Source organism: Coleofasciculus sp. LEGE 07092, assembly GCF_015207375.1.
In the GTDB taxonomy this organism is placed as follows: Bacteria; Cyanobacteriota; Cyanobacteriia; order Cyanobacteriales; family Coleofasciculaceae; genus LEGE-07092.
The window spans coordinates 13,900-36,420 of sequence record NZ_JADEWY010000065.1 but is presented as its reverse complement, the minus strand read 5'-3'; the positions used below and the strand labels follow the sequence as shown (position 1 = coordinate 36,420).

16 protein-coding genes are annotated in these 22,521 nt (G+C 45.8%); 7 read left to right on the top strand and 9 right to left on the bottom strand.

Going from position 1 to position 22,521, the window contains the following annotated elements; genetic code table 11:
• Positions 1-201: 201 nt before the first annotated feature.
• Positions 202-582 (top strand): hypothetical protein, encoded by a 381-nt coding sequence (locus tag IQ257_RS16450; RefSeq protein WP_193880740.1) that lies wholly within the window; start codon positions 202-204, stop codon positions 580-582.
• 270 nt (positions 583-852) lie between these two features.
• Here IQ257_RS16450 and IQ257_RS16445 read toward each other — a convergent pair whose 3' ends face one another.
• The gene (locus tag IQ257_RS16445) at positions 853-1,542 is read right to left on the bottom strand and encodes a response regulator transcription factor (RefSeq protein WP_193880743.1); all 690 of its coding nucleotides are present in this window, start codon (positions 1,540-1,542) and stop codon (positions 853-855) included.
• A gap of 207 nt (positions 1,543-1,749) precedes the next feature.
• Between IQ257_RS16445 and IQ257_RS16440 the strand changes: the two genes are divergently transcribed.
• The 3 genes from IQ257_RS16440 (at position 1,750) to IQ257_RS16430 (ending at position 9,676) form a co-directional block, all read left to right on the top strand.
• Positions 1,750-3,039, top strand: a complete 1,290-nt coding sequence (locus IQ257_RS16440) for a glucose-1-phosphate adenylyltransferase (protein ID WP_193880746.1) — start codon at positions 1,750-1,752, stop codon at positions 3,037-3,039.
• Positions 3,040-3,355: 316 nt separating this feature from the next.
• Positions 3,356-4,393 carry a DnaJ C-terminal domain-containing protein gene (locus IQ257_RS16435; protein ID WP_193880764.1) on the top strand — a complete coding sequence of 346 codons (1,038 nt, stop codon included), beginning with the start codon at positions 3,356-3,358 and terminating at the stop codon, positions 4,391-4,393.
• Positions 4,394-4,873: 480 nt separating this feature from the next.
• Positions 4,874-9,676, top strand: a complete 4,803-nt coding sequence (locus IQ257_RS16430) for a GAF domain-containing protein (protein ID WP_193880784.1) — start codon at positions 4,874-4,876, stop codon at positions 9,674-9,676.
• A 77-nt stretch (positions 9,677-9,753) separates the two neighbouring features.
• Here IQ257_RS16430 and IQ257_RS16425 read toward each other — a convergent pair whose 3' ends face one another.
• From IQ257_RS16425 to IQ257_RS16415, 3 genes are all read right to left on the bottom strand, one after another.
• Positions 9,754-10,377, bottom strand: coding sequence for a TVP38/TMEM64 family protein (locus IQ257_RS16425; RefSeq protein WP_193880787.1), 624 nt, complete (start codon positions 10,375-10,377; stop codon positions 9,754-9,756).
• Between the two features lie 120 nt (positions 10,378-10,497).
• Positions 10,498-10,890: an endonuclease domain-containing protein gene (locus tag IQ257_RS16420; RefSeq protein ID WP_322744369.1), complete on the bottom strand. Its 393-nt coding sequence runs from the start codon at positions 10,888-10,890 to the stop codon at positions 10,498-10,500.
• A gap of 190 nt (positions 10,891-11,080) precedes the next feature.
• The gene (locus tag IQ257_RS16415; protein WP_193876621.1) at positions 11,081-12,736 is read right to left on the bottom strand and encodes an ABC1 kinase family protein; all 1,656 of its coding nucleotides are present in this window, start codon (positions 12,734-12,736) and stop codon (positions 11,081-11,083) included.
• A gap of 281 nt (positions 12,737-13,017) precedes the next feature.
• On the opposite strand from IQ257_RS16415, the gene clpS reads away from it, so the two are divergent.
• Positions 13,018-13,344 carry an ATP-dependent Clp protease adapter ClpS gene (gene clpS / locus IQ257_RS16410; RefSeq protein ID WP_193876619.1) on the top strand — a complete coding sequence of 109 codons (327 nt, stop codon included), beginning with the start codon at positions 13,018-13,020 and terminating at the stop codon, positions 13,342-13,344.
• Between the two features lie 4 nt (positions 13,345-13,348).
• Entirely contained in the window at positions 13,349-13,642 is a 294-nt protein-coding gene (locus IQ257_RS16405) for a DUF2103 domain-containing protein (protein WP_193876617.1), read from the top strand.
• Positions 13,643-13,758: 116 nt separating this feature from the next.
• Here IQ257_RS16405 and IQ257_RS30805 read toward each other — a convergent pair whose 3' ends face one another.
• The 4 genes from IQ257_RS30805 to IQ257_RS16390 all read right to left on the bottom strand — a co-directional run bounded on the left by IQ257_RS30805 (position 13,759) and on the right by IQ257_RS16390 (position 17,451).
• Positions 13,759-13,887 carry a hypothetical protein gene (locus IQ257_RS30805; protein ID WP_265584517.1) on the bottom strand — a complete coding sequence of 43 codons (129 nt, stop codon included), beginning with the start codon at positions 13,885-13,887 and terminating at the stop codon, positions 13,759-13,761.
• A gap of 600 nt (positions 13,888-14,487) precedes the next feature.
• Positions 14,488-15,474 (bottom strand): heme o synthase, encoded by a 987-nt coding sequence (locus IQ257_RS16400; protein WP_193876627.1) that lies wholly within the window; start codon positions 15,472-15,474, stop codon positions 14,488-14,490.
• 142 nt (positions 15,475-15,616) lie between these two features.
• A complete protein-coding gene (locus tag IQ257_RS16395) occupies positions 15,617-16,585 on the bottom strand; it encodes a COX15/CtaA family protein (protein WP_193876615.1) in 969 nt (322 codons plus the stop codon).
• 200 nt (positions 16,586-16,785) lie between these two features.
• On the bottom strand, positions 16,786-17,451 hold the full coding sequence (locus IQ257_RS16390) for a lysophospholipid acyltransferase family protein (protein ID WP_228060770.1): 666 nt from the start codon (positions 17,449-17,451) through the stop codon (positions 16,786-16,788).
• Positions 17,452-17,969: 518 nt separating this feature from the next.
• Here IQ257_RS16390 and IQ257_RS16385 point away from each other — a divergent pair.
• Positions 17,970-18,767 carry an endonuclease/exonuclease/phosphatase family protein gene (locus IQ257_RS16385; RefSeq protein WP_322744367.1) on the top strand — a complete coding sequence of 266 codons (798 nt, stop codon included), beginning with the start codon at positions 17,970-17,972 and terminating at the stop codon, positions 18,765-18,767.
• Between the two features lie 29 nt (positions 18,768-18,796).
• Here the strand turns inward: IQ257_RS16385 and polA are convergent, their stop codons facing one another.
• The gene (polA, locus tag IQ257_RS16380; RefSeq protein ID WP_193876613.1) at positions 18,797-21,832 is read right to left on the bottom strand and encodes a DNA polymerase I; all 3,036 of its coding nucleotides are present in this window, start codon (positions 21,830-21,832) and stop codon (positions 18,797-18,799) included.
• Positions 21,833-22,521 lie beyond the last annotated feature (689 nt).

Here is a 22,521-nt window from a genome sequence, read left to right as displayed (position 1 = left end):
GGGGTGGGGGAGTAGAGGGCATCAATGACAGATTACTTATTACGAAGCAAGCGTCTGATTGTATTAGAATAATTCTCCTTCTTGAATTAAGATAAATTAAAAGTGGGCATCATCGCCCCTCATGTAACTGCCCCAATTGGGGGAATTTTAGATAGGGTAGCAAGTTTGTAAGTTGGGGGTTTGACCCACACCATTGTTTTTATGTCGAGAAGAAAGAAGACATTTCCGTGCGGACATAAAGGATATGGTCAAACCTGCCATCGGTGTGAGCAAGCCAATCAAGCACGGGAAGCTAAAAAACAACAAAAACAGGAGTGGGAGTCTACCTTTGAAGATGATCCTATCGATCTCAAAGATCTGCCCGCTCATGTGGTAGTCAAAGCCCGGAGAATTATTGCTGCATTGGAAATTCATCAAAATTATCGAGAGTTTGGGGGCAAGCGACTGCGCCACAATCGCTGGATAGTCAGTATTCCCGTTACTCGCAACTATCGCATGATTTGTCACGACCAAGGCAGTCTTTTAGTTCCTTACGCCGTTTTATCTCACGAAGACTACAATGTTGACAAACCAGGAGGTTAGTAAAGACTGACATTGAGTATATCGAAAAACTTTTTTGAGGGTGAATTTTAACAGCGCACCACTGTGGTCAATGGTTCTAAGTTAGGTAAAGGGTGTTTAACCTCTATAAAAACCCAGAGCCGAGAGGCATCGCACCTTGAAAACTAGGCTTATCGGGTTCTGTATAGGAATGCTTGTACAGGTAAAAAGTCTAAGCAGCAAGTAGCAGAAAACACATTTTTTCTGGTTTTCAAGAGTGAAGAATCCTCATGACTAAAGGGCTGAGGAGTGTCAATGAGTCAAGCCATGTTCGAGAGCATAGCGAACCAACTCGGTGCGACTATTAGTTCCCGTTTTGCTAAACAAGCGGCTGACATACTTTTCAACATTGCGGACGCTGGTATCCAAACGACGGGCGATTTCCTTATTCATCAACCCTTGGGCCACTAAATCTAAGACACTCTGCTCTCGCGGTGTAAAGTCAATACGAATGGGAGGGGGAGTTTGAGTGATGTTACCCCTCTGAGCTAACATTTCTCGAATGGCTGTCAGCTCCTTCTCAATGTTGAGAAGCTCTGTATTGCTGGAATTTTCTGGAGTGGTTGCCGAGCGACGCTCCAGCAAGTTTTCAACAACGGCAATGAGTTCATCGGTATCGAACGGCTTGGGAATATACATATCACAACCTGCCTGATAGCCCTGAATTCGGTCGGACGTCATGCCTCTAGCGGTGAGAAATATCACTGGCAAGGTTCTAAACCGAGGATCATCTCGCAGCTTCTTGAGGAACTGATACCCATCCACTTGGGGCATCATTACATCCGTAATCACTAAATCAGGGGTGTGTTGCTGCAATATCTGCCAAGCATCATTAGCATTACTGGCAACCTTTACACTAAAACCACCAACTTCTTCCAAATAGAGAGGAACTGATTCGCGAATTCCAGGTTCGTCGTCTACTAATAACAGTTGTGCTGACATCTGTCTTCCTCATCCCTTTGCTTCCTCTATTAACTTAAATTTAATGGAAATTCTGGAAAACGGAGCGGGGGAGCTGGGGAGCTAGGGAGCTGGGGAGCTGTTCTGTCGTAGGAAAGAGTTAACTTTCTGCCTTACCCTCTTGAAAAGAGTTCCACACAAGCGGACACTTAAGACGTGTGAATTCTATCGGCTGTTGAGAGGTGTTTCGTGAAAAGAGTTTTAGCCATCATTCTAGGAGGGGGTGCTGGCACCCGTCTTTATCCCCTAACCAAGCTAAGAGCAAAGCCTGCTGTACCTTTGGCAGGGAAGTATCGCCTGATTGATATTCCCGTCAGCAACTGCATTAACTCGGAAATCTACAAGATTTACGTCCTTACCCAATTCAACTCAGCGTCTCTCAATCGCCATATTGCTCGCGCCTATAACTTTGCTGGGTTTACGGACGGGTTTGTGGAGGTACTCGCTGCCCAACAAACTCCTGAAAACCCAAGCTGGTTTCAAGGAACGGCGGATGCTGTCCGCCAGTATCTCTGGCTATTGGAAGAGTGGGATGTTGATGAATACCTGATTTTATCGGGAGACCATCTCTATCGGATGGATTACCGTCATTTTGTACAACACCACCGTGATACTAAGGCAGATATTACCCTTTCTGTCGTTCCCATCGACGATAAACGGGCATCTAGCTTTGGTCTCATGAAGATCGATCATACGGGCAGGGTGATTGACTTTAGTGAAAAACCCAAAGGAGATGCTCTCAAACAGATGCAGGTGGATACGACGGTTCTGGGGCTGACATCAGAACAGGCAAAAGAGAGTCCCTATATTGCTTCAATGGGCATTTATGTCTTTAACAAAGATGTCCTATACAAATTGTTGCAAGAAAATTCTCAACAGACGGATTTTGGCAAAGAAATTATCCCATCGGTCAAAGATGAACACAATCTGCAAGCGTATTTGTTTAACGACTACTGGGAAGATATTGGAACCATTGAGTCGTTCTACGATGCTAACCTAGCCTTAACTCGGCAACCGCATCCCCCCTTTAGCTTCTACGACAAAGAGGCTCCGATTTACACTCGTGCCCGTTATTTGCCTCCCACGAAGCTGTTGGATTGTCAAGTAACCAAATCCATTATTGGCGAGGGTTGCATTCTGAAAAATTGCCGGATTCACCACTCGGTATTAGGAGTTCGAGCGCGTATTGAGGCGGGCTGCACTATTGAGGACACGCTGATTATGGGATCTGACTTCTACGAACCCTTTGCGGAACGGCAGTCTAACCTTGATACGGGACGTGTTCCTTTAGGAATCAGTGCAGACACTACCATTCGTCGCGCCATTATTGATAAAAACGCTTGCATTGGTCGTCAAGTGCAAATTATCAATAAGGATAAAGTTGAGGAAGCTGACCGCGAGAAACAAGGCTTTTTAATCCGTAATGGCATTGTTGTCGTTCTCAAAAATGCTGTAATTCCAGATGGAACGGTGATTTAGTCCTGAATCCACGTCGGATTGGCTCTTTTGACGCAATTTTTCGTTTGGGGTGCCGATAGCGGGAAATCCACACTGGCATAGTCTCAGTCCCTGAGATATTCTTTATGTCAACTATTGTCTAAAAGGCGCTATCCGCACCCTGTTCTTTGCAGATGAGAGGTTTCACAACAAGGTTGTAGGTGTGGAAATTGCGATCGCTTCCGTGAGAAAGAACCGAACTTAATCAGCTCGATAGGTTTGTTACTCTAGCTTTAAGGTAGCTCGACAATAACCCAATTTTTAGACTAAATCCTTAGATATAGAGGAGAAACCCTTCATGGCTGCAACCGACTTCAAAGACTATTACGCCGTTTTGGGAGTCAACAAAACGGCTAGTGCGGATGAAATTAAAAAGAGCTTTCGGCGTCTGGCACGGAAGTATCACCCAGACATGAATCCGGGGGACAAACAAGCAGAGGCTCGCTTTAAGGAAGTCAACGAAGCCTACGAAGTCTTGTCAGACTCCGACAAACGCCAGAAATACGATCAATTTGGTCAGTACTGGAAGCAAGCTGGACAGGGGTGGCCCGGAGGCGGTGGTGGTAGTAGTAATGTTGATTTTGGCAACTTTGATTTTGGTCAGTATAGTAGCTTTGATGAGTTCATTAACGAGTTGCTGGGACGCTTTAACACCGGGGCGGCTGGTTCCCCTGGAGGTGCCGGTCGGACTTATACCTACCGCACTAAAACCGGTGGCTCTACCGGATTCAATGACTTTAGTAACGGGTTTGGTGGCTTTAATGATTTTTCCAACTTTGACGGTGGGGCAACGGCTACCAGTGCCGATCGCGAAGCCACAATTACGTTAAGCTGGTCTGAAGCCTTCCACGGTACGCAAAAACGGCTCAATTTGGGCAATGAAACCATAGAGGTGCGAATTCCCCCAGGTGCCAAGCCTAAAAGTCGAATTCGCGTCCGAGGAAAAGGTCAGGTGAACCCGTACAATCAGCAACGGGGAGACTTGTACTTAAATGTGGAACTCAAACCCCACGGGTTTTATCAGTTTGATGGCGATAACCTGCTGTGCGAAGTGCCAATCATGCCGGATGAAGCGGTATTGGGGGCATCAATCGACGTACCGACGCCTGATGGTAGGGTTAGCGTAAATATTCCAGCAGGTATCCGTTCCGGTCAATCCCTGCGGTTACGGGGTAAAGGCTGGTCTCGACCCAAAGGCGCACGCAGCGACCAACTCGTGCGAATTGTGATCGCTACCCCCAAAGACCCTAGCCACGTTGAGCGGGAGTACTATGAAAAAATCCGCGCTGCCCGTAGCTTCGATCCGCGCAGCTACCTATCGCAAGTTCAGCTATAGCTGGACTCCTAAGAAAAAAATTATCGACAAAGACAGGGTGGGGGTACAGTCATAAGGTACCCCTCTACTATTTTTAGGTTCCTAGAGCCATTTGTATTTAAAATTTAAAACGAATCATTAACTTATCTTGCGATGATTTATTGTTGTTACAATTTTGTATTACCTTGAATGGGTGGCTCCATTCCCTAAACTTCAGCTTAACTAGAAAATGGCTGAGGGAATAAATACAGACACGATTAGCTCTAAAAAGGAGTCCGTATTTAAACCAGTCACCCAAACCAGTCAAAACTCCAGTGCAAAACTTAAGTGTGGCAGCAAAAAATCGCACTTTATTAATTAAAGTGTAAGGTTTTACTACAGCTTCATTTTCTCAATCAATCAAGTTTAAATAACTTTAACAGCGAATTATTGTAATCCCTGAAAAAACAATAAGCTGAAGGTTATGATCAAACAATAAGCAGAATACTCCATCGTATTGACATGAGTCACCTCAGGAAAAAAGCTGACTTCAAACAGCGTCAGTTAGTTAACTCTCCGAGAGAGCAGTGTCAGTGCAAGGCATATCCACAGAAAAGTCAAGCCGAAATAGAAGCGCTGTGGACGTTATACGAGACTCTTCCCTGCATTTACTTCACGCTCAATTCAAGGGGTGTTATTCTATCTGTCAGTCAGTTTGGTGCTGCCTATCTGGGTTATGAAGCGATCGAGTTAGTTCAAACGTCACTCGATCAACTTCTTGATGGGGAAGAGCAACGTAATAGCCAAATCCAGTTAACTAATATTCAAAAAAAGCTAACCGAAATTAATCACTGGGAAACTTGCCTGCTCCACAAAAATGGGACTCTTCTGTGGGTAAGAGCGATCGCTCGTTTAGTCCCAGGAACAGGTTCTAATCCCCAAATTAGCCTGGTTTGTGAAGATATTACCGCATCAAAGCAGGTAGAAGAAAGGCTGAGAGCGTCAGAAGAACTCCATCGGAATACCCTCACCAGTATTTCCGATACAGTTTTAATTACCACCGATAACGGCACGTTTACCTACATTTGCCCTAACGTGCAGGTTATCTTTGGCTACTCCGAGCAAGAAGTCCGACAATTGGGTAAAATTACCAACCTCTTGGGTGAATTTATCGTTGATCGGCATGAGTTAGAAAAAAGCGGCGAACTTCACAATATTCAGTGGGAAATTGCAGATAAGACGGGCAAGGAACACACCTTGTTAATCAATGTGAAGCGCGTGTCGATTAAAGAGGGGACGATACTCTATAGCTGCCGTGATATCACCCAACGCAAGCAAGCGGAAGATGAATTGAGTCACTACCGCCTCAACTTAGAACGTCGAGTGACAGAACGCACCTCTGAACTCATTAGACTCAACCAAAAGCTTCAACAAGAAATTGCTGAACGCAAACTATCAGCAGAAAAGTTACGCCAGAGTGAAGACAACTATCGCACATTAGCTAAAAATATTCCCAATAGCACGGCTTATTTATTTGATCGAGATTTGCGATTGCTGGTGGCTGAAGGGGCAGAAATGCAAGGCGAAGGTTTAACAAAAAGCCATTTTGAAGGAAAAACCCTACCAGAAGCCTTAAATCCAGAAGTCTGTGGCTTACTTGAACCCTATTATCTCCAGGCATTGACGGGTAAGGCAGCAACCCGTGAATTCTCCTATGGCGATCGCTACTATATTTTACAGATAGCACCTCTGTTCAACGAAGGTGGTGAAGTGTACGGCGGTGTTGCCCTGACTCAAAATATTACCGAACGGAAACAATACGAACAGGCTCTGCAAGCCAGTGAAGCTCGGTTTCGGCAGATTATTAACTCTAATCTTATCGGTTTCTTTTTCTCCGATTACAGCGGATTAATTACCGAAGCTAATCCCGCATTTTTAACCCTCGTCGGTTACACCCGCTCGGAAATGCTAGGCGGACACCTGCGTCGGGATACCTTAACCCCACCCGAATATCAGCTTCTTGATGAACGGGCAATGGATGAGATAAAACTCTCTGGAGCCTGTACTCCCTACGAAAAAGAATTCATTCGCAAAGACGGCAGTCGCGTCCCCATTATTCTAGCAGGAGCTTGTTTTGAAGACGAGCGAGACACGGGTCGGGGATTTGCTTTTGTGTTGGATTTAACCGAACAAAAGCAGGCAGAAGCCGTCTTGCAAACGCAGTTCCTAAAAGAGCAACTCCTGGGGGCAATCGCCCAACGCATTCACCAGTCCTTGAATTTGGATGAAATTCTCAATACGACAGTCGCCGAAGTTAGGCACGTTTTAAATTGCGATCGCGTGATTATTTTCCACCTCCATGACGATGGCAGTGGCATGGTTGTGGTGGAATCGGTAGACTCAGATTGGATGCCTATTTCTGGCGTCACTATTAATGATCGCTATTTTGCCGAAGATTACATCCATCTTTACCAACAGGGACGAGTTCAAGCCGTTGAAGATATCTACACCGCCGGTTTAACTCCATGTCATATCGAGCTACTGGTTCAGTTTCAGGTAAGAGCCAACTTAGTGGTGCCAATTGTACAGGAAGAAAAACTCTGGGGACTACTGGTGGCGCAGCAATGCTGCGAACCCAGGCAGTGGCAAGGATGGGAAATCGATTTACTCAAAAGCCTCGCCACTCATACCGCAATTGCGATTCATCAATCAGAACTCTATCAACAGGCACAAACGGAAATTGCCCAGCGTCAGCAGGCTGAAGCCGCCCTACGGCAGCAGTTTCAGAGAGAGCAACTCGTTGGGGCGATCACGCAACGTATCCGCCAATCGTTGAAGTTAGAGGAAATTCTAGAGCGCACCGTTGCCGAAGTGCGACAGGTTTTGCAGACAGATCGAGTTATTATTTTCCGATTCGAGCCAGACTGGAGTGGCAACGTGGTCGTCGAATCGGTTGATGAAAGGTGTTCTCCTATTCTAGGAGAGAATATCTATGACCCTTGTTTCAGAGCAACCTATATCTCTCAATACAAAGAAGGTCGGGTGAGAACGATAGACGATATCTACACCGCCAATCTCAGCGAGTGCCACGTTAATTTACTGTCTCAGTTTAACGTGCGGGCGAACTTAGTTGTGCCGATTTTGCAAAGTGAACAAACGATTGCAAATGGTACTCCCTCAGGCACACCCGTCTCAACTAATCTGCCGTCCTTACTCAAAAAAGAAACAAAGAGTGCAACTCGATTGTGGGGGTTGCTGATTGCCCATCATTGCCATGAACCTAAGCATTGGCAGCAATGTGAGATAGACTTGCTGGGTTCCCTGGCGTCTCAAGTTGCGATCGCGATTCAGCAGAGTCAACTCTACGAACAGGCGAAATCCCTTTTCTTGGGAGAGCAAGCGCTCAATCAGGTGACGCAAGCCATTCGCAGTTCTCTCGATTTAGAGACTATTTTTGCTACAGCCGTTCGCGAGATTGGCGAACTGTTGCAAGTAGACCGGGCTCAAATCGTCCAGTATTTGCCGGAACGGAACGGTTGGTTACACGTATCAGAGTATCGCAAATCAGACGACTCACCGGGGTTTTTAGGACGAAAAATCCCCGATGAAAACAATCCAATTGCTGAACAACTGAAGCGATTGGAAGTTGTGCGGATTAATGATACGAATAGGTTTGAAGACCCTATTCATAAGAGCTTGGCTCAACACTTTCCCGGTGCTTGGCTGCTCGTTCCCCTGCACTTTGGGTCTTGTATTTTGGGGAGCTTAATGCTGGGTAGAAATGTAGAGTCGTACCATTGGCAGGACTCTGAAGTCGAGTTAATTCGTGGGGTGGCTGACCAAGTAGCGATCGCTATTCAGCAAAGTCAACTGTATCGACAAGCTCAGTATCATTTCTTGCGGGAGCAGGCAATTAATCACCTCACGCAGGCAATCCGCCGCTCTCTCGACTTACAAACGATTTTTTCTACAGCCACCCAAGAAATTGAAAATCTCCTGCAAGTAGACCGCGCTCAAATCGTACAATATCTACCGGAACGGAAGCTGTGGGTGAATGTGGCTGAGTCTTGCAAAGGTCAAGGGTTGTCGATGGGTGTGGGTCTAGAAATCCCCGATGAGCACAATCCGATTACTGAGAAACTCAAGCGATTAGAAGTTGTGCGGATTGACGATACGAATATCTTTGAGGACGAAGCCAACCAAGCTATTGCCCAAAAACTACCGGGTGCTTGGTTGCTGGTTCCCCTGCACTGCGGCTCGTCCGTCTGGGGAGCGCTGGGACTAGTGGTGGATGCCCAGCCTTACCACTGGCAGGATATAGAGGTAGAGCTCATTTGTGGAGTAGCGGATCAGTTAGCTATTGCTCTGCAACAAGCTGAACTTTACAAGCAAAGCCGTACAGCAGAAGCCAAAGCGTTAAAGCAAGCTCAAGAATTGGAGCAAGCCTTAGAACAACTCCGGCGAACCCAAGCGCAACTAGTGCAGAGTGAAAAAATGTCCAGTCTTGGGCAGTTAGTGGCTGGAGTCGCCCACGAAATTAATAATCCTGTCAATTTCATCTATGGTAATTTGATGCACGCCAGGGAGTATGCCCAAGATTTATTGGGTTTACTGCAACTGTATCAGCAGCAATATCCCAAACCTACTCCAGAAATTCAGTCGGAAATCGAAGCAATAGACTTGGAGTTTTTAATTGAAGATTTGCCAAAACTGCTGGAGTCAATGAAGGTAGGCGCAGAACGGATTGCTGAAATTGTTTATTCCCTGCGCAACTTTTCTCGCGTGGCGGAAGCGGAGATGAAAGCCGTGAATATTCACGAAGGTCTTGATAGTACCCTGATGATTCTGCAAAACCGCTTGAAAGCGCGAGGGGAACATCCAGGAATTCAGATAATTAAAGACTACGGCGACCTACCCCAGGTGGAATGTTATGCAGGACAGCTCAATCAAGTTTTTATGAATTTGTTCATTAATGCGATTGATGCAATTGATGAGCAAAACAGGATGCGATCGCTTGCCACAGTTCAAACCAATCCTGGTCAGATTCGAGTGCAAACCAAGGTTGTCAATGACCGAGAAATTACTATCCAAATTGTTGATAATGGACCAGGGATGAGTGAGCAAGTTCAGCAGCAATTGTTTGACCCTTTCTTTACCACTAAGCCTGTGGGAACGGGTACGGGTTTAGGACTGTCAATTAGTTATCAAATTGTGGTTGAAAAGCATGGCGGTCAGCTTTATTTCCAGAGCAAGGCTGGGCAGGGGACTGAGTTTGTGATTCAGATTCCCTTGCGGCAGGATAATTGTAAAACATCTGATAAGTAGGTAAGTAGGTTTGCACAATTAAACTTGACGGGTGAGGTACAGTTAGTTTTCTTACCCACTCCCTATTCCCTAGCTGATCATTGATTTGACTGACGTTGAACAACGGCTGTCACAATACCGATACCGAATGCTCCGAGTAGCGCAAAGCCTAAGAGTAACTGACTACCTTCAAAGATTCCAGCTCCAGTTGCTACCCAAAGCGGTTTGGCAATGAGAATGCTGACGACTAGCGCTAACAAATAGCTTTGCCAACGGGTTTTGGTTAGTCCTACAGCATAAGCGGCGAAATCAAATATGCCTGTCATTAGGAAAAAGTTGCGTTCTAAATGGCGTTGAGCGAGGTGATCAACTTTCTCCATAAATTGCTGACCTACAAACCGTTCCACTAAACCACGTCCATAGCGACGGGCTATATAGAAGTTGAACGTACAGGAGGCTAAATCTGCCAGCACGACTATCAGCAATCCCTGAACAAATCCAAACAGACCCCCTGCTAAAATTGCGTAAGCGGTTCCGGGAAGGACTGGGATAATGATGCTGGTAAAGCGCAGTCCAAACACGATCGCAGGTGCCCAGATGCCAAAGCGATCAACCTGTTCTCGAACTTGCTCAATGTCGATTTTGTTGACTAGCCAGATGGCTAAAGCAATGAGAAGTCCAATCAGAACCCATCGCAGAATTTTTATCCCGTTGTATTTCATGGGGCTGAACCACTCAAAATCTATAATCCCTACTTACACTCATAATCTTGATGGCTGGACTGAAGAGCGATCGCGCTATTTATCTGGCATTTGTTCCGCAGGAATTGCTGCCCTCACCCCCTACCCCTCTCCCGCAGGAGAGGGGAAATAGGAGAGGATTGTTTGGAGTACTGGTTCGAGGTTTTGGATTATCTGGTTGTTTTTGAAGCGTAAAACTGTTAGTCCGTTTGCTTCTAGCCACGAATCGCGATCGATATCTCGATCTGTCTGTGCTTGGTGAATTTCACCATCTAACTCAATGACTAGCTTGGCAGTATGACAGTAGAAATCAGCAATGTACTGCCCAATATTATGCTGTCGTCGGAATTTAAAACCGTACAGACGATTTGCCCGCAGACACTCCCACAAAATATTTTCCGCAGGAGTTTGTTGCTGTCGTAATTCCCTTGCCCGTTGCAACAACTCCTCTGGAATATCCCTCCTAGCCCCGACTAGATAAACCAACTCATCCACATCTCTACCTCTACCTCTACCTCTATCTCCTCATCACCCCCCTCTCCTGCGGGAGAGGGGGGTTGGGGGGGTGAGGGCTATCTTGCCGAAGATAATACTTTAATTCGCCCTCACCCTAGCCCTCTCCCACAGGAGAGGGAACCGGAAACTCGCACCTCTTCACCTGGGGGATGAGGGATAAATCAGCTAATTACTTAACTCGCCCGCTTCTAATCATACTAACAATTAACCATAAGCCGATTAAACTAGCAACCACAAAAAGAATACCACTCACCCAAAAGAAAACTGGATTACTGGGTGCTTGGGAAAAAATCATGGCAGCACCGATGAGAATAGCGGCTGTCACAATTCCAAAGGTGAGTCGATTTCCGACACTATGAAGACTGCGGCGAAAGGGTTCAAGCCCTCGCAGTGCTACGTTCCATTGCAATGTTTCAGATGTTACTCGATCTAATAACATTTCTACTTGGCGAGGCGCATCTAAAGATAGAGTTTTGATATCTAGGGCTGTCCTTAAAAGGTCTTGCAGGGGTGCGTGTCCGACTAATCGTTGCCGAAACAAATCTGCCATTAGGGGTTTAATTTGCTCGATTAAGTTGAAATCAGGATTGAGTTGGCGAGTTACTCCTTCTAGATTAGCGAGGGTTTTGGCATACAAGCCCATATTGCTGGGTAGGCGAATTTGGTGTTTCCGAGCAATTTGTAAGATTTGGTAGATTAATTGACTAAAGTTAATTTCGGATAGGTTGAAGTTGTAATAACGTCGCAGCAATCGGTCAAAATCATTTTGCAAATAAGCGAGATTCACCAATTCAGTAGAATCGGCGAGATCTAAGGTTAGTTGGCTACAGCGCTTGCTATCTAAGTTGGCGATCGCTAAAATTAACTCGATTAAAATCTGTTGCGTGCGGGGATCTAAACGACCCATCAATCCGAAATCAATCAGAGCAATACGCCCTGACTCGAGATAAAACAAATTTCCGGGGTGAGGGTCGGCATGAAATACACCATCAATATAAAATTGTTGAAAATAAGCTCTGAGTAGTAAATCAGCAATCGCTCGCCGTTCGGCAGTGCCATCGCCACCTGAATTTATTCCTTTAAAATCAGCTAATAAAAGGGGAACTCCACTCAGCCACTCCATAACGAGTAACTTGTCACTGGTTAAATCCCAGTAAATTTCAGGTAACACCAGTTGTTGAGGATCGAACCAGAAACTTTTGGAGAGATTTCGCCGGAGGAGATCTGTGTAACTAGCTTCTTGGGTAAAATTGAGTTCCGCCCGCAGCGCACTTGCGAATTCCTCAACGATAGCGATGAGATTGTAGTATTGTCCCATTTGAGTGCGATTGACCAATCGTGCCAAGCCGCGAAGTAACCTGATATCTTGCTCAACCACTTTATCAATACCAGGTCGTTGAATTTTGACAGCGACTTCACGCCCATCAACTAGCGTGGCACGATGGGTTTGGGCAATCGAGCCGGCGGCAACAGGTTGGTGATGAATGATGGCAAAGATTTCTGCTAGGGGTTGTGGTAACTGCTTGCGAATAACGGTTTCTACTGCTTCCCAAGCGACAGGGGGGACTTCAGCTTGTAGGGAGGTTAAGGCTTCAATATAAGTTGGGGGTAATAAATCGGGTCGCGTACTGAGCAGTTGTCCGAGCTTCACGTATACAGGACCTAGGTCTACTAAAATATTGCACAGTACTCTAGGGGGGGGCAGTGAAGGTTCTTCCGCTTTCCCGCCGAGGAGAAGTCCTCGCATATAACTCCAACCGTGTCGGAGAACAACGTTAACAATTTTTCTTTGGCGAGAACTGGTTTTGGGACGACCTGAAAACACATACACCTCTGAGGAGAATGGGGGATTTATCGGGATGAATGGGTAGAAAGATCTCCCGTTCGCTTGTTTCGATAGCGAGACTACTCACAAGCTTAACTTTAAGCGGATAAGGGCGATCGCACCTCCGCATTGGGATAGGGATACCCTTTGACTCTTAACGGAGGACGAGTTGGCGATCGCATTTGATCAATACAGGGTACCGAGGTACTAACCAGGGATACTGTAAACTAAAAGGAATGCCGGTTGTTGAATTTTTTTTGAAGAATTTTGGGAACAGCACCATGACTGTGGTAGTTTCAGCAGCTCTGTCAGCAACATCTGCCGCACCAATTCAAGCTCCTGAAAAATCGAGTCAAGTTACACGCAGCCCTTATCCTAAGTATAAGGTGATTGTTCTAAACGACGATGTAAACACGTTCCAGCACGTTCACGATTGCTTGGTAAAGTACATTCCGGGAATGACAACCGATTCTGCCTGGGAACTCACCAATCAAGTTCACAATGAAGGTCAAGCCATTGTCTGGGTAGGTCCTCAAGAACAGGCAGAACTTTACCATCAGCAGTTAAGTCGTGCTGGCTTAACCATGGCTCCCCTGGAGGCAGCATAAATAAATGAAAAATTCCAATGGCGGCAGATTGGTTTGGAATCACTCTACCCACCTTCCGGGTTTGATTCCAGTTCTGGAACGCCTCACTCGCTACAGTGGCATTCAAACCATTACACCTGCGGTCATTGGACGTGCCAAAAGCCATCGCCCCAAGATGGAACTCAAAGTATCCGTGCCGATTCGCGGCGGATTTAAGCTCATCGCTCGGGCAGGAAAAACTTTTCAAGAAGTCTTTATTATTACCGATTTGAGTAAGGGGGAATTAGAGAATGCGATCGCTCAAGTTTTAAAACGGTAATAAGCTGTTTGTCATTTAAAGGTTATTGTCAATAATTGCGAAATCCTTGTAGTGCGACCATCTTGGTCGCTACCCATACTAAAGCGATCGCTTATTGCCTAGCAGTAGCGAAAGTTTCAATCCCGTTGCCGGGATTCATGGGTAGGAAAGTTTAAGGGTTTTGACGGCTCCCTGGGGTTTTCGCCCCCGCTTTCAGCGGCTCGACTGAGCTTCGCCGAACGTCCGTCAAAAACTTTTTCACTCATATCATAGAATGAGCGTCTCCTCTTGTCGAGGTTTCTCTGAATTAGAGAATACCATATCTATATCTAGCAAATAGCCTAGACCAGGCGAGCAGAAATAAGTGACCCGGTAAAATCCCCCTTGTCTCTCTTGAAGTAGTCAAAAACTGCTGCCTTAGAGTACTAGCCAGTTGCATCAGTCCTAAACAAAAAACCCTCAACTCCAGGAGCCGAGGGTTATTAACCAGGGTGCATCTACCATTTCTGTATACGGTAGGGTAGGAGTGGTATCGGGAAAGATAGGCGATTTTGAGTTGTCAGATATAGCAGTAGACACATATCTTAGGACAAACTCTGGTAGAGACGTTCCGGCGGAACGTCTCTACTAAATTCATATATGTCCTAACCGTCTTGGCAGTTGCTATATCAGGGATATCGCCTTATTCTTTTTGTTGAATACCGCAAAGTTATACATTTGCGCCAACGCGATCATAAACATGAGGCGTTCAAACTAGTCTCTAGGGGGAAAATAATCCCTGATGCATCTTTCCTCTGTTCCCCTGCTAGGACGTAAACTAGCGGGTTTTTTTGTACAGAGTTGTGCGATCGCTCTTTGATAACGTATCAATGCATGATTTCTTGCAGGAGCGGTATGGCACTAACTAGGGTCTGCAAGTTATCTGTCACAGCAGTCGTAAATTGCTGGGTTATAGGTAGGCTATCGACCACAATGCCAGTACACAAAAGCATCATGTAGAGGATCGAGTATTTGAACATCCCTCGGGCAAGTTGGTAATCCGTTGGGTTGTGCAATAGCTGCCACGCTTTTTGCAGAAAAATACTGCCCAAAAGTATAGCGATCGCACCGTAAAGAATACCAGAAGCGCCTAAGGGATAAACGAGCAACAACGACGCAGGTACGACTAACAGGGAATAAAACCAGATTTGACGGGTAGTAGACTCTTCACCTACTACCACGGGCAACATGGGAATACCCACTTTGGCATAGTCATCCCGAATCATTAAAGCTAATGCCCAAAAATGAGGAGGCGTCCATAGGAAGACAATCCCAAACAACAACCAAGCCGCCCAACTTAATTCACCCGTAACGGCTGCCCACCCCACGAGGGCTGGAATTGCACCAGCAGCACCGCCAATCACAATATTTTGGGAGGTATGACGTTTTAGTAAATGGGTATAGACACCCATGTAGAAAACGATCCCAGACATTGCCAACAGAGCAGCTAATACGTTAGCAAATACCGCCAAGAGGGTGAAGGAAATAACAGCCAAGGCAAGTGCAAACAAAAAAGCGTCGCGAGGCTGCACCCGACCGGACGGGATGGGACGGTGGCGCGTGCGCAGCATCTCATAGTCTATGTCGCGATCGTAAATGCAGTTCAACACTTGGGCGGCAGCGGCGGCTAGAGTACCACCAACTAAGGTGACTAATAGCAATACCGGATCGACTCGCCCATCAGATGCCATCCACATCCCTGCGGCTGTGGTAATTAGCAGCAGGGGAATAATTCTAGGCTTTGTTAGCTGATAATAGCTTTGAACAACTTGCAGAAAGTTTTCATGTTGACGGGATGCAGTTGTCCCAATCATTAATTCACCAATTCCTTTTTTTTTAACAACACGCACGATGCAATCGTTCAGTAGCACTAGTTACCGTTGCGGGGGGATACTCCTAAACACTACTCATGCTAAAGACTAATGCCCCAAAATTTCAATCCAAAATCCATGGGAATTATGAATGATGAATTCGGGTAGTAGAGTGATCTGAACTACAGTTTTCAGCCATAGGGAAGGCAGCGCGATCGCGCAACGATAAAACTGTAAAAACGACCAATGCTCCCAGTAAAGCGGCTCCTATCGCTTGATGGGCAACGGTTAGGGGTTCAACTTGCAGGTGTAACCAGAAGGTTGCTACACCCAAGATTATCTGTAAAATGACCAATCCCATGGCAAAATTCGCCAACTGTCGCAGTGCTGGATGCAAGGCAGGGGTTCGCCACGCCATCCACCCGACTAGCAGGGTTGCCAGTGTTGCGGGAACCACACCCGCAATGTGGCTGTTCATGACTGAGCAAAGTTGAGAGGCTCCAAAGCACTGATGCAATGCCCAACGGGATGCCACCAAGCCGCCGAGGAGACTTTGTAGGTAAACCAAAATTGCCGCAGTCAAACCTATCCAAGGTAACTTACCAACCGCTCCCGTACCTTTGTAAGGAACGAGTGCCGTACCAATGACAAGTAGAGTACAGAAAAATAGCAAGGCAGTTCCCAAGTGAGCTGTAACGATGTCAAACCGCAGGAGTTCGGTAACGGTTAGTCCACCCAAAACCCCTTGAAACACAATTAGACCCAAGGCAAACAATGACGCCCAAGGCAGCCACTTCGGTAAAGCCTGCCGCTCCCACCAAGACAAACCCACCAAAGCGATCGCACTGATCCCAATCAAGGCAGCATCAAGTCGGTGAAACCACTCCAAAAACACTTGCAGGTTCATCTGCTGGCTTGGCACCCATTGCCCATAGCACAGGGGCCAGTCAGGACAAGCCAACCCCGCATTCATCACCCGCGTCGCACTGCCAACTGCCATTAAAAGCAGGGTTGCGATCGCTATCTTCCAGACTAAGCGGCGGATGCGCTCTTGGGATTGGGACAGATCTTTGTTGGGCGTAACAACTTGCCGATGAAGGACTGATTCAGCCATAGCACCAATTGCCAATCAAATTCAATAAACCCTGAGTACCGACTCGTGAGTCCGGAGGACTGGGCGGTGGGTCAGTTGACTCTCGAAAAATCTAGAGTCACTTACCACTCTAACGATCTTGAAGCAACACTTCGATAGTTTTAGATATTTTTCAGATTGCTATCCGGTTTGCCGCAAAACTTATGATTGATTTAATAAATTTAATGTTTTTTAATGTTAAAGGGCTGCAACCCCTTAAGTATCGCCCCTTGTAAAGCCTGTGTGAGTGCCTGAGCCGTGTCTTTATCGTTTTTCTGACGGTACTCCTCAGTGTAAAGTGGCGAACCGATGGTGATGAATACCGTTGCTCCCGCATAAGGACCGGGTTCGTAGCGCATTACAACGGGAACAATGGGAATTTGTAAAGGCTCTTGTGCCAAAGATTCAGCTTGCAGCACCAAACGCGCTAAACCCGTCTTGAGAGGTCTTAGGGGTTGGTCGCGCACAATTCCCCCTTCGGGGAAGAGGACGAGTTTTTTTCCTGCTTGCAACAGTTCGATAGCACCACGCAGACTAGAAACTTTAGGATGGCTCAAATCGACGGGAAAGGCTCCCAGTCTTTTAATCAACCAGCCTTGAAACCCCTCAAACTGATTGGCATTGGTCAGAAATCGCAAGGGCTCCTTGCTAAGTGAGACAAGAACCACAGGGTCCCAACGACTGAAGTGCTTGGGAGCAAGAACCACAGGTCCAGTATCGGGTAAATTTTCCTGCCCTTCAATTACAATTTGACCGAAGTAAAGATTCAGAAAGACCCGATGGATGGGGAAAAGAGACCAATACAGCCAAGGACTTACAGAAGCTACTTCTTTGGGAGGATGCATCATTCAATTTTTAACTTTCAATTTTTAAGTTCCGCATAAACACCTCCAAGATAGTTGGGAACACCTCTTTACTCAGGGAATAATGACTGTTTTGTTTATCTCCAGAAGGCAGCCAGGGTTAGGGCAGTTGAGAAAAAAGTTGAATGAGGAAGGGGGCGGTAAATAAGATGGCGATATCGAAAATGGTAATAGTCGCAAACCAAATGTGTCTTGCTTTCATGGTAGGCACTCCTAATAGATAGTACCGACTTTTTCTCAAGGACTCCGAAATGATAGAAAATGATCCAATAGATTTTCCTCACCCGACTTCACAAAGAAATGGTGATTTCGGACAACAGTTAGTGTGACTGACGGCGATCTAAAGGCATAAACATCTAGCATTAACGCTGTTCTAAGCTGTTACTCAAGGAGATTATCTGACTTGTTGCTCCATTCAATTTTCTGATAACATTTTGCGATCGCCCTATCTAAAGTGAAAAATAATATCATCTTTTGTTGACAAAGAAGGAGTACATCCAAACGTGGTCAAAGTTGTCACGATTAATATTTTGTATGAAATGGATCGATGGGAAGAGCGGCGTGAACTCATAGCAGCGGGGCTGAAGGCACAACAAGCAGATCTGATTGGACTACAGGAGGTCAAGTTACCGGAAGATACTAGCGCTTGGCTCGCCCAACAGCTCAATATACCTCATATCTATTTAGTGCCCTACCAAAAATCAGATCCTCAAAAGAATCCAAAATACGGAGCAGCCATTCTCAGCCGCTATCCCTTCGTGCAGCAGACTAAACTAGATTTGCAAAGTCAGGGACGATTCGCGCAGTACGTGCAAGTTGAAATAGAGGGTCAGCCACTGGTTTTTTGCAATGGGCATTACTACTGGTCGGTTGGTTCGAGTCCCGAACGAGACAAGCAGATCAAATTACTACTGAATTGGCTGGGCGAACTCCCTCCAGAAATGCCAGTGGTGGCAGTGGGTGATTTTAATGGCACCCCTGAGGATCTGGCAATTTGCCGAATGCGGGAACAATTTACCTCAGCCTACGCTGCCCACCATGGGTACGAGCCAGACTATACTTACCCTACACCCCTGTGGCGCGGTTGGCGGCGAATGCTACACTACACCCTACGAGACTTGCGAACCTACGGTAGGTTGCAACCCAAACGCGACACGCGAGACTATATTTTCGTCAATCAGCACCTGCGTGTACGGGATTGCCAACGGATTCTCGACTCCCCTGCACCCCATGATCCGAGGTTGTATCCGTCTGACCATTGTGGTTTGGCGGCTGAATTGGAGGTAAATAAAGGAATCTGATGGATTGTAACGAGACACATACAATGTCTCTACTTCGTTTCCATCCAATTATCTCCAGCATTCACATCAACCACGAGGGGAACACTCAGCTCAACTGCCGATTCCATCGTCTCCCGAATTTGCGGCTGCAATTCTTCCCACTCCTGTGGGGGAACTTCAAACACTAATTCATCATGAACTTGCAATAGCAGCCGTGCCTGATAGCCCTGCAATAGTTTCTGCACGTTCACCATTGCAATTTTGATAATATCTGCGCTTGAACCTTGAATGGGTGCATTCGCTGCTGCACGTAGCAAAGCCGCATCGTATTGATCTAGCCCTTTAAGTTTATCAAGGTAAATATCCTGGGGGTTTTTTCCTTTGTAGCTACGAAGTCTGCTGCTGTTGAAGTTGAAATAGCGGCGGCGTTTTAAAATAGTCTCAACGTAACCTTGTGCGATCGCTTCCTGCTTCTTCGTCTCTAAATATTCAAAAACCTTAGAATAACGCTGGTTAAACCGCTCAATAAATATCTTCCCCTCCGTTGCACTTACCCCAGCCTCCCGCGCAAACCGTTGCGCCCCCATTCCGTAAATTACACCAAAGTTAATCGTTTTACCTAAACGACGTTCATCTGGCGTCACTTCTTCCTTTTCAAATAGCAACTTTGCCGTTACCGCGTGAACGTCCTCATTATTCTGATACGTTTCAATGAGTATCGGTTCTTTACTCAGATCCGCTAAGATGCGTAACTCGATTTGGGAATAGTCAGCACTCACCAATAACCAACCCGATTCAGGCAAAAATGCTTTGCGAATTTGCCGACTAAATGCAGTACGAATGGGGATATTCTGTAAATTAGGATTAGACGACGACAGACGCCCTGTACTGGTTATCGTTTGGTTGAAATCTGTATGCACTCGCTGTGTATCGGGGCGTACTAACGCGGGTAAGGCATCCACATAGGTGGACTTCAACTTTGATAAAGTGCGGTAGTCTAGAATTTTATCGATAACTGGATGGTCGCCTTGTAGCTTTTCTAAGGTAGCGTGGTCAGTCGAATAGCCTGTCTTAGTTTTACGAGACTTCTTGTGAAATAATGAACCCAGTGTTTTAGAGAGCAACTCACTCAATTGCTTGGGAGAACCTAAATTAAACTGTTCCCCAGCTATCTGATAAGCATCTTGTTCAATTGTCTCTAATTGGTTTTCTAAGGATACCGAGAGTTCTTTAAGATAATCTGTATCAATACGAATACCCCTATATTCCATCTCAGCTAGAACGGGTTCTAAGGGTTGTTCCACATTGAGTAAAAGCTCGTGCAATTTAGGAACTTTCTCTAATTCTTGCCTCAGTTTGGGAACCAATTGAAACGTAGCATAGGCATCCAGTCCGCAGTAGTCTGCTACAGTTTGAACACCCAAATCAGCAATGGTTTTTCCCTTGGGAATATTCAAATCCTTGTAACTTTTCGGCTTAATTCCTTGTAAGTAGCGCTCGGCAAGGTCGTTGAGGTTGTGGCTATTATCGGGATTTAGAACATAACTTGCCAGCATCGTGTCGAAAACCACACCCTTTAGCTGAATGCCCTGACAGCGCAGCACCAAGCGGTCAAATTTTACATTTTGTAACGCTTTGGGATAGCGATCGCTTTCTAAAATTGGACGTAATGCATCTAGAACCGTATCTTTATCTAAATTGCCCCCGTCCGTGTGATTGATGGGAATGTAGGCAACTTGAACCTCTGAAGACTGACTTTCACCGTTCTCTTTCTCCTCCGTTCCCCCTTTTACCATGGGAGGGTTAGGAGATGCAAAAGAGCAACCTATTCCTACTAATTGAGCATCCCGTGGTTCTAAATCGCTGGTTTCCGTGTCCCAAGCAACAGGTATGTCAGGATTAGTACACTCTTGCAGTTGCTTCACCAATTCAGTCAGTTTTTCAGGTGTATTGATGATGCACAGTTGCATCTCGGCTGGTGGTGATATCTGTTCCTGATAGGCTTCGGTTTCCTCAGCAGACCAAAACCAGAGGTCATTATCTTCCAGTGCAATAGGTTTAGTTTCTACAGATTCTGAGGATAGGGGCGTTGAGGGTTCTTCAACAGTTTTACCCCCAAAACTCTGCTGGAGTTGGTCAATTTTGCCCAAAAAAGACTGAAATTCTAATTTTTCTAATAGAGGTTTCAGTACAGATGTATCAAATCCCTCCAGTCTGGCGTCTTCTAGGGTGAACTCCACTGGAGCATCATATTTTAATTGGGCAAGATAACGGGAATGTTCTGCGGCTTCTTTTCCCGCTTCCAGTCTTTTTTTTACAGCACCTTTTACCTGGTCTAACGACGCATAAATTCCCTCAAGGGAGCCGTACTCATTCAGCAAACTAACAGCCGTTTTGTCTCCAATTCCATTAACTCCGGGGATATTATCTGATTTATCGCCGCAGAGGGCTTTGTAATCTACAACCTGTTCGGGTGTAATGCCGAGTTTTTCTTTAACTTGTTCGGTGCCGATTTCTGTAGGTGGATTAGAACGACCCCCTTTCAAAAAATCTTTGCTAAAGTAAAGAACGCTGATTTGTTTTTCCGGATCTACTAGCTGAAATAAATCGCGATCGCCTGTTAAAATCTTGACCTGATAACCCTTTTCACTCCCTTGTTTGGCTAACGTCGCCAACACATCATCCGCCTCATAACCGGGAGAGGTCAAAACTGGCAGATTAAAGGCTTGCAGCAACTCCTGAAGATTCTTTAAGTCAGGAATGAAGTCTTCTGGTGTATCCGGTCGGTCGGCTTTGTAAGTATCGTCGGCTTCGTGGCGAAACGTAGGCAAGCCCAAGTCAAAGGCAACCGCTATCGACTGGGGTTGTTCTGAACTCATAATCTCCAACAACGACTTGAGAAAGCCAAAGCAAACACTTGTGGGAGTGCCAGTTGTGGTTCGCAGTCCCCCATCGCGCCCTTTGGCGAAGGCAAAATATGACCGAAAGGCTAGAGAATGACCGTCAATGAGGATCAATAGCGGTGGTGCTGCCCATGAAGCGTCGGCAGTGGGAGCGGGGTTGGGGATAGGAGTGGATTTGGACATAGCCCCATTTTAACGGAGGGACTGGAGATGGGGAGGATGGGGGAGATAATTTTAAGAAAAAAGCAGTTGGATGGAAATTCCAACTGCTCTGAGTGACTAACTGGAAATTGTCTTTGTTGAAAAAACTTTAGTAACCGCTTTAAGAGTTACAGGAAAAGCAAGGCGGTTTTTATGGAACTATTTAATCTGTCTCCAACTTTTTGTCCTATCTCATTTGTATCTGATTTAACAGTTTTTTGTCTATAGGCTAGGCGTGTCTTATCGAACTCTTCATAAACGGTGAGACTTTTGTGAAATCTTGATGAAAGCCAGAATTAGGAGTTAGCTTGAGGGAAAATTTTTTGGTAGCTTTAGAGTCGGGGTCTTTGCCAAGAACATCTACAACTAAGCTAGTCTCTGCTGACAGAGTTACTTATCAGGTGTCGCAGAAATTGCTTGAACGTGTTAACGGTTCTCTCTCTAAGTGGTGAAAGCAAGATATTGGTAGCATTTGTAACCAAATAATTTAAAAGAAAAATTACCTCACAGGAGGGAGAATAAGCTTGAAAGGCTGTGTTATTAAGCTTTACAGATATTCAAGTTTTGCTAATTGCAGAAATCATTACCGTATTTACACTGATAAATTTTGCTGATGTCTAGTAAATACACTCAGGTAATTGTTCGTATTGGACAGTTTGCTTTGGTATCAA